General features: G+C 43.6%; 13 protein-coding genes. 6 read left to right on the forward strand and 7 right to left on the reverse strand.

Annotated elements, in window-relative coordinates; genetic code table 11:
* Nucleotides 1-49 precede the first annotated feature (49 nt).
* From VIB_RS14540 to VIB_RS14550, 3 genes are read left to right on the forward strand one after another with little or no spacing between them, the layout of a single operon-like run.
* Nucleotides 50-748: an energy transducer TonB gene (locus VIB_RS14540; protein WP_004396958.1), complete on the forward strand. Its 699-nt coding sequence runs from the start codon at nt 50-52 to the stop codon at nt 746-748.
* Nucleotides 748-1,455: a MotA/TolQ/ExbB proton channel family protein gene (locus VIB_RS14545; protein WP_004396959.1), complete on the forward strand. Its 708-nt coding sequence runs from the start codon at nt 748-750 to the stop codon at nt 1,453-1,455. The genes VIB_RS14540 and VIB_RS14545 overlap by 1 nt, the downstream gene beginning before the upstream one ends.
* Nucleotides 1,452-1,859 (forward strand): ExbD/TolR family protein, encoded by a 408-nt coding sequence (locus VIB_RS14550; RefSeq protein ID WP_040905279.1) that lies wholly within the window; start codon nt 1,452-1,454, stop codon nt 1,857-1,859. Before VIB_RS14545 ends, VIB_RS14550 begins: the two co-directional genes overlap by 4 nt.
* Here VIB_RS14550 and VIB_RS14555 read toward each other — a convergent pair.
* A complete protein-coding gene (locus VIB_RS14555; protein ID WP_004396961.1) occupies nt 1,856-2,752 on the reverse strand; it encodes a helix-turn-helix domain-containing protein in 897 nt (298 codons plus the stop codon). The two genes, VIB_RS14550 and VIB_RS14555, sit on opposite strands and share 4 nt — an antisense overlap.
* Nucleotides 2,753-2,993: 241 nt before the next feature.
* Here VIB_RS14555 and VIB_RS14560 point away from each other — a divergent pair, with 241 nt between their 5' ends.
* On the forward strand, nt 2,994-4,205 hold the full coding sequence (locus tag VIB_RS14560) for a sugar efflux transporter (RefSeq protein ID WP_004396962.1): 1,212 nt from the start codon (nt 2,994-2,996) through the stop codon (nt 4,203-4,205).
* A gap of 43 nt (nt 4,206-4,248) precedes the next feature.
* Here VIB_RS14560 and trhO read toward each other — a convergent pair whose 3' ends face one another.
* Nucleotides 4,249-5,238, reverse strand: coding sequence for an oxygen-dependent tRNA uridine(34) hydroxylase TrhO (gene trhO, locus VIB_RS14565; protein ID WP_004396963.1), 990 nt, complete (start codon nt 5,236-5,238; stop codon nt 4,249-4,251).
* A 307-nt stretch (nt 5,239-5,545) separates the two neighbouring features.
* On the opposite strand from trhO, the gene VIB_RS14570 reads away from it, so the two are divergent.
* Nucleotides 5,546-5,992: a DoxX family protein gene (locus VIB_RS14570; RefSeq protein WP_004396964.1), complete on the forward strand. Its 447-nt coding sequence runs from the start codon at nt 5,546-5,548 to the stop codon at nt 5,990-5,992.
* 88 nt (nt 5,993-6,080) lie between these two features.
* Here VIB_RS14570 and VIB_RS14575 read toward each other — a convergent pair whose 3' ends face one another.
* From VIB_RS14575 to VIB_RS14590, 4 genes are all read right to left on the reverse strand, one after another.
* Nucleotides 6,081-6,920, reverse strand: coding sequence for a CPBP family intramembrane glutamic endopeptidase (locus VIB_RS14575; protein WP_004396965.1), 840 nt, complete (start codon nt 6,918-6,920; stop codon nt 6,081-6,083).
* Between the two features lie 324 nt (nt 6,921-7,244).
* Nucleotides 7,245-8,507, reverse strand: a complete 1,263-nt coding sequence (gene tyrS / locus VIB_RS14580; protein ID WP_004396966.1) for a tyrosine--tRNA ligase — start codon at nt 8,505-8,507, stop codon at nt 7,245-7,247.
* A gap of 150 nt (nt 8,508-8,657) precedes the next feature.
* Nucleotides 8,658-9,449, reverse strand: a complete 792-nt coding sequence (locus VIB_RS14585) for a response regulator transcription factor (protein WP_004396967.1) — start codon at nt 9,447-9,449, stop codon at nt 8,658-8,660.
* A 9-nt stretch (nt 9,450-9,458) separates the two neighbouring features.
* The gene (locus VIB_RS14590) at nt 9,459-9,830 is read right to left on the reverse strand and encodes a rhodanese-like domain-containing protein (RefSeq protein WP_040905285.1); all 372 of its coding nucleotides are present in this window, start codon (nt 9,828-9,830) and stop codon (nt 9,459-9,461) included.
* A 351-nt stretch (nt 9,831-10,181) separates the two neighbouring features.
* On the opposite strand from VIB_RS14590, the gene VIB_RS14595 reads away from it, so the two are divergent.
* Nucleotides 10,182-10,694, forward strand: coding sequence for an outer membrane beta-barrel protein (locus VIB_RS14595; protein WP_050782759.1), 513 nt, complete (start codon nt 10,182-10,184; stop codon nt 10,692-10,694).
* Between the two features lie 287 nt (nt 10,695-10,981).
* On the opposite strand, the gene VIB_RS14600 is transcribed toward VIB_RS14595, so the two are convergent.
* Nucleotides 10,982-12,343 (reverse strand): EAL domain-containing protein, encoded by a 1,362-nt coding sequence (locus tag VIB_RS14600; protein WP_004396969.1) that lies wholly within the window; start codon nt 12,341-12,343, stop codon nt 10,982-10,984.
* Nucleotides 12,344-12,584 lie beyond the last annotated feature (241 nt).

Below are 12,584 nucleotides of genomic sequence, written 5' to 3' on the forward strand. Positions count from 1 at the left end.
GGGTAATAATCTCCCCATTAAGGCGCTTAGTTTTGATTTGGAGCACGACGTGAATTTCCCCAGATATTGTGTTGCGGCGACACTTTCACTTGCCATTCATGGAACCCTGCTGTTGATGGATGATGAAGCCAAAGTTTTTGCTATGCCAGCTGGGAATCAATCGACCTCGGTATCGCTCAACTTTGTTGCTCAACCTCAAACTGTACGTCATGAGCAGCTGGTGTCATCGCCAACTGAACCTAAACAGCAGAGCAAGCCGAATACGCCGAAGCCAGAGCAGAGAAAGCCTCAAGAAGCGAAAAAGGTAGTGAAGTCGGATAAACCTGCTCCTGCGACTCAACCATTGGAGAAAAAAACAGCGCCCTCATCATCATCGTCGGTAGTCAAGGAAGAACCGACCAATCAGTGGCAAGAGAATAAGGAGCCGGCTCCAGAGCCCAGTCGTAGTGGGATAACCAATCAACCTACGCTTGTGGAAACGCCCTCATTTCTTTCGCGCCCCACACCGCCTCACTACCCAAGGCTGGCTCAAAAGCGTGGTATTGAGGGGGTGGCTTTATATGAAGTGTGGCTGGATGAGCATGGCCGACAAATTAAGCAAATTTTACTCTCTTCATCGGGAGCTCAATTGCTCGATCAATCGGCGCTGAGTGCGATTAAACAATGGAAATTTTCACCTTACACGGTGAATGGGCAAACCATGGCTCACCGTGTGCAAATCCCTGTACGTTTTAAATTGGAAGGATAATGGAACTACTGACTCAACTTGAGCAAGAGCTTGGCCTGATGGCTTGGCCATTATTTTTGTGCTCTCTTTTCGCGACGATGATTATCGTTGAACGTCTAATCCAAGTGTTATTTACCCTTGGGGCCAGTCGAGGTTCGATTGGTGCGGCGCTTAATCAAATTTCCCCGATGCACAGCGATCAAATTGAAGCGTTAGCAGAGGAGTTATCGACTAGACGGTCACTACTTTACAAAGGGGTCGCGATGCTGTTGGCTCATCACGATTTTTCTAAAGGGCTACGTGAAGATACGGCGGGGATCTGGCTTCAAGATAAGCGCCATCAGCTTCATTCCGGATTACGATTATTATCCCTGATTGGTGCGATCAGTCCATTACTGGGTTTATTAGGTACGGTACTCGGATTAATTGAAATGTTTAAAGGTGTCGCGCTTTCGTCTGGCAATATTACACCGAATGATCTCGCCGATGGATTAGGGATTGCGATGCGCACGACGGCAGCAGGTTTATTGATTGCCGTCCCTGCGATTACCGCGGCTCAATTACTTGGTGCATGGGCAGATAGAGTCATGGCGAAACTTGAGCATACTTTAAACTATGTCAATTTATGGCTTGAAGGGGTATCGCTACAGCATGACTGCACTACTAAAAATGGACGTTGCAGCCATGCTAATCATGTCGTTGAAAAAACAGCGGTCAATCCATCATGATTAAAACGCCGCCAACGACAGAATCATCACTGATGCCAGATTTAACGCCATTATTGGATATCATCTTTATTGTGATGGTCTTTCTACTGCTGACTGCCGCGGTTAAGTTTACGTCATTAGACGTGTCTTTACCGAGCACCGATTCATCTGTGGTCAGTGAAATCAATACCCAATCCATTACGGTGAATATTTTGGCTCAACAGCCGTATTGGGCAATTGATGGTACCACTTATGTCGCTTGGCAAGATTTTACAGAGGCATTATTAAAGCGCAGCAAAACCAGCGAACAGCCTATTGTGATTGCAGCGGATAAAACCGCTCAAGTACAGAATTTGGTCAAGTTACTGGCATTTTTACAAGATAATGGCATTGCAGCGACACAGCTTTTGACTGATGACGATTAACGTAGAGTTTGAAACTGATTGCGAAACGTTTTTGGTGTCATGGCTTTAATCGCTTTAAATTGGCGATTAAAATTGGATAGATTACTAAAGCCAGTTTTCTCAGCAACCAGAGCAATGGGAAGCGAAGAACTGGCTAGCAGCTCACATGCTTTACCGATCCGAAACTTTTTAAGATGTTCAGAAAAACTCATCGAGTAGTGTTTTTCAAATAAGCGATAGGTTGAGCTTTCACTCATATGCAGTACACGGCATAAATCGGTTATTTTTATCGGGTCAGCGAAATGAGATTCGATATAGCGTTTGGCAAGGTGGACTTTTTTGTGTGCTTCACTGTTGGCACTTAATTGCGATAGTCGGTAGCTAGAGGCTGATAAACGCTGAGCGTCTTGATCTTCCGCCATGATCAATAACGACTCTATAATTCGTAGCGCCTGATAAGAACTGGCTAACTTTTCAATATCACTCAACTGGTTAGCAATAGCCTGAGCCGTTGCGTGGCTCAGTTTTAAGCCGTAGGCTGAATTCTCAAGTAAACGTTGAATAGACTGTGTCGGTGGTAAGATAGCTTGAATTTTATCAATCCATTCTGGTTTAAACCAGACAATCGTTGAGTGCAGTGCTTGCGCTTGTTTGTGGTGTAGGCGACCAGTGATCATATGAGGCAAGCCGGGGCCATATAATAATAAGGTGTGATCGTCCACGGTACCGCTAGCATCCCCTGCAAAATAGTTTCCCTGAAAGTTTTGGTTCGGGTTGTGATAGAGCACCAATTCATATTCCGTATGATAATGCCACGGGCAAGAAAACTCTTCCGTATCCGCTTGGCAGTGATAATGACGGATAACCCAGTCATGGTTTAGGCTCTGCAGTACATTTTCAATCAAAGGGCGCATAGCTGTTCTCCATCTATTGGCTCTGATCATAAAGGCTTAGCCTTTTCTGTCAAATGATGTATTTATTTTGACGGTTTAGTATTAAAAGTGGCAGGAATAGCATCATTTATCTTATCAGGATTGATTACACTAGCGGCGTGTTCTCCTACAACTTAAAGCGGCAGCGCCAAGCAACTTGGGAACATGGTAATTTTTATTTGTGACTCGTATCGGGTTACTTCCTGCCATTGGATAGCATGACATGTATCAAGATAAAACCGCCTTATTGTTTATCATGACCGCCTTAGTGACGGGATTATGTGGGGCTTTTTTTTACCCATTATCGAGTCTATTTATTGTTGAAGCGCTCGGTGCTTCGCCGATGATGCTGAGTGTGTATATGGTCATGGCGGTTGTGAGTTCCGTGGTGGTGTCGCAGTGGTTAGCCAGACAATCGGATCGGCACTGGCAACGCAAAGTGATTTTATTGGTAGCACTTGGCTGTTATTTGATCACTGTGGTCAGTTTTACCCTCATTCGTAGTTATTGGTTAGCGATTGTTGTCGTTACCCTATTTGGTAGTGTAAGTGGTGCATCGTTTGGTCAACTGTTTGCCCTAGGACGGGAGTACGCTGATCGCCATGTGGCAGATAAAACTACTTTTCTTGCCACGATGCGCGCAGGGATTGCCATTGCTTGGGTGTTTGGCCCTCCTTTGGCATTTATGCTCAAAGCCAGCTTTGGTTTTAATGCGGCGTTCAGTGTTTCTGCTGTGATTGTGACGATTGCTATTGTGCTGATTGCTAAATATTTACCGAAAGGTGTTGAAAAAGCGTCAGCCTCAGATCCTGCTGCCGCGTTATCATTACCCAAGCAAGGGGCGGTAAAGCGGCTTATCATTTTATATTGTATGACGATGGTGTTTACCTTTGCAGCGAATAATTTATACATTACCAGCATGCCTTTGTATCTTTCACAAGAGTTGCTCGTTCCCGCTCATTGGTTAGGCTTACTGTTTGGGATGGCAGCGTTATGTGAAATACCAATCATGTTGCTGGCGGGGAAATTAGCGCAGCGTTTTGGTACGACTCAACTTCTGTGCGCGGGTATAATGAGTGGCATGGCATTTTATTTGATTATGCTAACCAATACGACCTTCACCACTTTATTATTAGCGCAAATCCTCAATGGCTTTTTTATCGGTGTCTGTGCGACTTTAGGCATGGTGGTGTTGCAGGATATGATGCCTGATCGTTTGGGGACAGCTTCCACACTGTTTTCCAGTATTCTTAGTATTAGCTCATTAGTGGCGAGTGTAGCGTTGGGTGTCGTGGGTGAGCTGTTCAACTATTTCAGTACGCTGTATGTCTCGCTGATTGGCGCTGTGGCGGCATTAATCTTGCTCAGAGTTTTTATATGGTTAGCCGCAAAGCACGAGCAGCGCGCTAGCGTTACTTCTAACGCGCTGAGCTAGCCTTAATGAAGGTAATCATTAAGGCTAAAGCTTGAATGGCAGATTAACGAGGTTTTTTTTGGTTACGTTGCTGGGCTTTACGGGCTAACTTTTCAGCTCGTTTTTGTTCGATAATCTGCGCTGTATCGCTGCCAATGTGCGCTTCACCTCTTTGTTTGGCTAACTGCACTTGTTTTTCTCTTTCACGAAAGCGTGCCAGTTGTTCTTCGCTATGAGTGCCAAAGCATTGTGGACAACTAACCCCTTGTTCAAACTGTTCACTTTGCTTATCTTGTTCGGTAATCGGTAACCGGCAGGCATTACAGATTTGGTAATCACTTTCTTGTAATCCATGACCAACCGCGACGCGGCCATCGAAGACATAACAATCACCTTGCCATAAGCTCTCTTGCTCTGGCACTTCCTCTAAGTATTTTAAAATGCCACCTTCGAGGTGATAAACCTCTTCAAATCCTTGTTCTTTAAGATAAGCGGTGGATTTTTCACAGCGAATGCCGCCGGTACAAAACATCGCTACTTTTTTATGTTTCTCAGGATCGAGGTTTTGTTTTACATAGTCGGGAAACTCACGGAAAGTTTCGGTATGTGGATTTTGAGCATGCTTAAAGGTGCCAATTTGGATCTCATAATCGTTACGAGTATCGACGACCAGCACTTCAGGATCGGAAATCAGCGCATTCCATTCTTTCGGCTTAACATAAGTGCCAACCACATGACGAGGATTAATACCTTCAACTCCCATCGTCACGATTTCTTTTTTGAGTTTGACCTTGCTGCGCTGAAAGGGCTGCTCTGAAGCCAAAGATTCTTTATAAACGGTTCCTTTGAGGCAAGGCTCTGTATCCAGCCAAGCAATTAAAGCATCAATGCCTTCTCGTGATGAGGCAACCGTGCCGTTAATCCCTTCGCTAGCGAGTAATAATGTACCGCGGATATGATGCTTTTCCATTAGCTCAAGCAGTGGAGCTTGCAGCGTTTGGTAATGGTTAAGCTCGACAAACTTGTACAGAGCACAGACAACATAGTGACTCATTGGGGACCTTTTAAAAACCGTATAAAGAGTTGGCGCGTAGTATAGCGAAGCATGGCTTGTACAAACACGGATAGTTTATAGGGGTATAAGCGGTACTTTCGGATAAAAATCGTGACAATTGAATGGAGGTTGTGTGGACTGAGATGAGCAGCATTGGCTCAATATTCATCTTGTTCAGAAATTTCGTATGTTATTGTCAGTTTATATGGGTTTCCATCACAATTTTTTTCTCTAAACTAAGCACTATCTTAGGAAAGACAATAATTCTTTGTCTAAATTGAATCGTTAAATTTATTGAGGAAAAGACATGAAATCACTCATTACCAAGCTGGTTGAATCAAAATCTGGTTACAGTACACTGGCTTTACGTATCCCGATTGGGATTGTTTTTATGGCACACGGCGCACAAAAGTTATTCGGCTGGTTTGGTGGTTATGGACTAGAGGGAACCGGACAATGGATGGCATCGATCGGTTTAGGCCCGGGTATGTTGATGGCATTTTTAGCCGGCAGTGGTGAGTTTTTTGGTGGTTTAGCCATTTTACTGGGTATTTTGACTCGTCCTGCTGCAGCGGTACTTTCTGTAACTATGTTAGTAGCTATTTTTGCGGTGCATTTTGAGCATGGTTTATTCATGTCGAATGGTGGTTACGAATTTGCATTAGCTTTATTGGCGGCCAGCGTGTCGTTAATGATGTCTGGTGCGGGTAAATTGAGTATCGATCAGATTATTTCTCAACGTCTGCGTGGCTAAGTTAGTGTATCGGCCTCAAGGCTGGTAATGAGTATCGAGATTGATAAAATGCCGACTTTGTACAAGTGCGGCATTTTTGTTGTCTAGCTTATATCGAGATTTTCATTGCTACTGGGTAAGTGAAGAAAATAAGATGGATAAAATTAAATAAGAAGTGCAAGAGCACGGCAACCCACAAACGACCACTGCAATAATAGATCGCACCATAAAAAGCACCAGCTAAAGTGGCAAATAGTGCTAAAGTGACGCCTCCTGCTAGGTGAGCTAAGCCAAATAGACTACTCGCAATAATAATACCTAAACTAAATCCCCACTTATCCGTTATTTTTTGTTGTAAATAACCTCGGAAGAACGCTTCTTCTGCAACGCAGGTCAACAACGCATTATTAAGAGCAAATAACCACCACCATGTAGGGAGCGTTAACTCTGGTTTAATCGCACCGAATCCCCAAGCAAGCAATAACAAACTGAATAATGGTAGTGAAAGTAAAACCACTTGCCGCCAAGGAATGCGCTGCTGATGACCTAATAGGGTAGGATAAGCCAGCAGAAGGGCAAAGAAGACCATCGGTTTATCGAGATTAAGATAGAGATTGAAAGGGACACTATTCGGCCCCGCCAGCACCCCATCTAAGACTTTAGGGTTTTCAAATCCTGGGATAATGTGTAACAACAATAAGCCGCACCAAACGAGCAAAGTACACTGTGCTACGGTTTGCCAACGCTTGGCGAGCGATGGTGTGTAATACGCGAGTATCAGCCCTAGTGAAACATACAAAAATGCGAGACTAGAGAGGCGTTCTGTGAACCATGCTCCAACCAGTGAGAGAGCAAGTAACGAGAAGGTGAGTAAAAGACGTTTTTGAAAGCCCACGATTACGGCCAGCAACAAGGGTATCCAAATCCATAAAGAGGGATGAATTAGCATAAAAATATTCTTAACGTGTGGTTTATTATTGAATGTTTATAGGGTCTGTTGACCCTTTGCGATTAAAACGTTTTTAGCTGAACCCTTCGGGCTGCGTTTATGGTTCCTTTCTACGGCGTTATCGGTTTCTCAGGTAGAATAACTACATTTCTCTGCTTTGTATAAAGAAGCCACAAATTGCTGAAAAATCAGCTCAAAAGGTCAGCGGACCCTAAGTATAGAGAATGATTAGCTATCATCATATTCTACCAGTGAGCTGAGGTTTATTCGCTAGGTTGAGGTTGTAAGGCACCATAATTATGGTGCCTATTTACACTGTAAAACTTAATTGAGTTTGGCCAAAGCAAACTGTTTCTTACCACGTTGAATGACATAATAGCGATCAAACAAGGCAAATTGACTACTGAGCTGTTCTTGCTCCACACGCTCACCATTAATACGAATCGCACCATTGGCTAACCACTCGCGGGCTTGACGTTTTGAGCTAGCTAATTGGGTTACCAACATCAACTCAATAAGGCTATCCGTATTATCCGTTTGATAACAAGGCAGCCCATCCAGTTCCAACTGCTGCAACTCAGCTAAACTCAGTTGGTTCATCTCACCACGAAATAGCGCCTGAGTGATGCGCTGCGCGCTTAATAAGCCTTCTTCACCGTGTACAAAGCGAGTTAACTGTTCAGCTAACACTTGTTGCGCTTGTGGCTTACCCGTACTGGCTTTGTCTTGTTGCTCAATGGTTTCAATGTCGGACAGTGACAAAAAGGTGTAGTAGCGTAGGAAGCGATACACATCAGCGTCATCGGTATTGAGCCAAAATTGATAAAAGGCATAAGGTGAGGTTTTGTTACTATCGAGCCAGATAGCCCCACTCTCTGTTTTACCAAACTTAGTGCCATCTGATTTAGTGATCAAAGGTAGGGTTAAACCATGAACCACTTGATTATTAAGCCGGCGGGTAAGGTCGATTCCGCTCACAATATTACCCCATTGATCATTACCGCCAATTTGCAATCTGCATTGATATTGTTGATTCAAATGGGCGAAATCAAATGACTGTAGCAAGGAATAGCTAAATTCAGTAAACGAGATCCCCTGATCTGGACGGCTTAACCGTTGCTTGACCGATTCACGGTTGATCATCGTATTGACGGAGAAGTGCTTACCAATATCACGGAAAAAGTCGATCACATTGATTTTTGTAATCCAATCGGCGTTGTTGACACAAAGAAGTGGCTGAGTCATATGTGGTGTCATCACCTGATCAATTTGCTGAGCTAAATCATTGACCCATTGCTGCACGGTGGTTGATGGGTTCAATGTTCGCTCCGCGGCTTTAAAGCTGGGGTCGCCAATCATCCCCGTTGCGCCACCAATCAGAGCAATGGCGGTATGCCCAGCATCTTGAAAGCGCTTCAACATTAATAAAGGGACTAAGTGACCAATATGTAAGCTGCCAGCAGTGGGGTCGAAGCCGCAGTAAAGTGTTTGTGGACGGTTCAAGAGCTCGCTGAGCTCGTCGATAGGAGTGCTTTGTGCCATTAAGCCTCGTTGGGCTAATTCATGTAGGAAATGTGCTGAGTTCATACGGCCTTTCATCTTTTATAGACTGGATTTGGCCAGAATACGGATAAAACCCATCAGAGACGATGTCCCTAAAGGGATAGATAGGGCAATTTTATGGATGAGGGAAAATAATCGCTCACGTAAAGCTGATAGGGCGCGTTAACTCTGCTGTCAATAGCCTTTGGTGATCAAATGGTTTAAAAATAATTGGAATAATTCACTTAATGATGAGATTTGCAATTGCTGGTAAATACGTTTGCGGTGGTTTTTTACCGTCCCGTGACTAATGCTAAGCTGCGCGGCGATTTCTTGGGAATCGAGTCCTTGAACCAATAACGTAGTGATTTGCTGTTCACGAGGAGTCAGACAATCGGTGGCAAAATCAGCGATAGCTGCTGCTACCCAGTGGCGTAAATCATGCTCTGATTGACTGTTTTCTGCCAGGAATAATGCTTGTGATCCCCAATGTTGACGGCATAAAGCCTGCAAAACCGTAAAACTTTGCTTTAAGCCATTAATTTGTTGCTGTGAAATAGGTTGATCGGTTTGTAGCATGCCTAAGTAGATAACGATCCAGCGATTATCCTCCAGATCGACGGCAATACAGACTTCATCTTGCCAACCCGTTTTTTGATAAAAATCGACATGATAATTTTCCTGCAATGGATTGACAGGCTTAAACTCGCTACGTTGTAAAACACCAGTTTGTTGTTGCTCAACGATCGCGACGTAAAAGGGATCATATCGATACGAATGAGTTAAATAGTGCTGAAATAGCAATTGACGTTGCGAGGGCAGTGAATCATAGAGATAAATCGGATGCTTATGTTGGCGATAGCCTAGGATCACAGCGCAGTCAAAAGTGACAAAGCGCTTAAGCAGTTGGATAAACTGAGCGGTAAACTGGGGGGTTTTTAATGCCGCGATGACCTCGCCAAGCGTTTGATATTCGTGAGTCTTCATACTATAGAATCAATCTCGATTTGGCATGGATTGGCGTATTTCATCCAGTCCACCGGCATCATGGACATGAGTAAACCCTTGTTTAATCAAATGTTGTTTAGCGATATTAGAGCGGTTACCAGTGCGACAATAAAGCACGATAGGTTGGTCTTTGGCAAATTGGGTTAAGCCAGAGTTCATCATTTCACTCAGTGGGATGTGCTGAGCGGAGTCAAGATGCCCTTGCATAAATTCTTGTTCAGTTCGAACATCAATCAACACTGCGCCTTCAGCGATCATGGACCAAGCAATTTCAGCGCGTGGTGAAGCGACTGTGCTTCCAGATAAGAGAACGCTGATAAATAGAGCTATTCTGATCAAGCGTAAAATGTAGCGTCGCATCGTGTTCTCCAATCAAAATGATAAATTGAGTGTTCAATCACTCTGTTTGGTTATGGGCATTTTCTAGCATTTGATGCCGTCAATACCTATATAAGATAAATGGGTTCGTTATTTCAATCATTTCGCAACAGTATGCCTATTTTACACTTTTTATTCCATATGGCTTGATTAGCTATAACTCCAAGTGGTTTAGCTATGAGGGTGCAGTAAGATGATGTGACTGGATTTTGCTATGTACATGGCGATTTTGTGGCTTAGCTCTCCCCCGTGATAAAAAGGGCTAAGTTTTTTAGTCGATTAGCCGTTACACTAGAAAGACTTTTCGCTCTAGAGACAGATAAGGACATACTCATGAAAAAGTACTTTCCAACCTTAAGCTTAGCGGCTTTATTGTTGGCTGCTGCTGCCCCCGTTTATGCTCAATCTACCCCTTTTAATATGACGGCCAGTGCTGGTCCTACGCAAGTGTCTTATGGCGGGCAAAGTGCAACGGGTTATCAATGGCAAGTTCGAGGCTCCTACCGTTTGACGCCATTTAGTTCGGTTAACTTAGGCTATGGCGAAACGAACGCCGATTTAAAAGATAAAGAAGGTGATAAACACGCTTATAAAGCTTATACCGTCCCGCTAACTATGACGCTGCGTCACCCTATGCAGATAGGTGATGTGTATTTACGAGCGGGTGGTCAATACTACAATCGGACTTATAAAGACGTTGAAAGTGATGGGTTTGGTTTGACTGGAGCCGTAGGAATCAATCTGAATAATATGGACGGTTCGAATTTTTCTCTAGAAATCGGTTATAGCACCCAAGGAAGTGCAGATTCAACCTCAATTACTATCGGGGCTGGGATTGGCTTTTAAGCGTATTGATTGAGCTTGTGATTCACATACTTGCTTCCCATAGCATCATGTCTACCGAGTCGCTAACCTCGACGTCATACTCGCTATACCCAACTACTTGGAGTTGCAGGTAGGCGGCAAGTGAGTAAATCCCCATGAGCATAGAAAAACGATGTGATTGGGGGAAACGAACGTAGCCAACACCGCTGCTGCTTCAAGTAGGAAGGGTATAAACAGCGAGGACTGTCGAGTTTATCTTTTACCAATAAGCCGATTTAGTGATGATAAGTCATCACGGCGAGATATTATCAGTTCACTGTGACTGATTCTTCAGCATCAAGTTTTTTGATTATCGCATCAATCGGCATCGCTCTTGCGTAGACATACCCTTGAATTAAAAACACACCTTGTTGAGCAAGGTAATCGACTTGGTTGATGGTCTCTGCGCCTTCTGCGATTAACTCAATATTGACCGCTTTTGCTGAAGCAATAATCGAGTCTAGCACGCTCTTTTTCACATCATCGGTTTCTATCATATCAACAAACATTTTGTCTATTTTTATGCTACGAATATGCAAATGTTGTAGATAAGAAAACCCCCCATAACCTGTACCGAAATCATCGATTTTAAACTGGTAACCTTTGTTCATCAGTAGGGCAATTTCCTCACTCGCGACGGCTAAATCGTTGATCGGAATACGTTCTGTTAGTTCAAACTTCATGCGTTCAGATTGAGGCCAATTCAGAGAACGTAGCAGAGTAGAAAGATGACGCTTTTCAACATGCTCAGCGACCAAATTAATACTGACCCAATGTGATATTGGTAAATGGTCTAAATCACGTAAGACGATCTTAATGATTTGATTGGTGATTTTAATTATTAATCCTGTACTTTCAGCGGCATGAATAAATAAATCTGGGGCGATTAATTCGTGACCTTTTTGCCAACGCAGAAGTACTTCGTAACCGACAATTTTTTCAGTCCGGCTATCGATGATGGGTTGATAATAGGGAAGAAATTCATTGTCGCGAATCCCTTTTTCAATTAAGCCTTCGATTGAATTGCGGTAATTTCGCATAATCCAATAACCGCCCATCAGTAAACCACCGAATAAAAGGCTCAATGGCGTGCCCCAGATCAATAGGTTATGTTGTACATACTGTTTTAGGGCCTGCCCCGCCCAGAGAGCTTGTGTATTGGCGGCTGCAATGCCTTGCACTGACATGTTCAATGAATAAGCATTAGTTTCGTTGAGAATGGCTTCATTGCCTCTTTGAACTAATAATACGAGATGCTCTTGATTGACAAATCGCGCTTCATAATAAAAGCAGCCGGAACAAGGTTGATTGAGCTTGCTTTGTGTCCAACTGCTATCTAAAACCCAAATTGCTGTATTACCTTCTTGAGAAAATTGGATCATTAGTTCACTTTCTGTACCGGCAATGTCTGGTGTTGCCGCGAGAGAAAATACCGCTGCTCCTTTACTATGATTTAGATCACTCAGTGCAGTCCATTCTAATGGATACCCAAGAGTTGAGCACTGTTTCCCTTCATTGGTTGCGATGCCCATAAAACGGATATAACGACTGTAATAGTGGGGATCGCGAATCACTTGCCAGTCATGATCGCCACAGTCAAATTGCAGTTGTTTGATCTGCTGCTGAATCATGGTTTGTAACTCGTTACTACGCAGGGTCAAATAACGTTCGATTTGGGATTTTTTTGCGTCAATAATAAGTTTGTAGCGTAAGAGCTAATCAGTGGAAAAGTGGCAAAATAAATCAAAAGTGGCAGAAGCAACAAAGAGAAAGTGCGTTGTCTTGTGCGATTGACTGGCAAGATTTTCATCCCTAAAACGGTCGTGTGTTTACATTACTTTAGCACTCTTTGTGTTACCCTCAGGTGTTATC

Source organism: Vibrio metschnikovii CIP 69.14, from assembly GCF_000176155.1.
Lineage (GTDB): Bacteria > Pseudomonadota > Gammaproteobacteria > Enterobacterales > Vibrionaceae > Vibrio > Vibrio metschnikovii.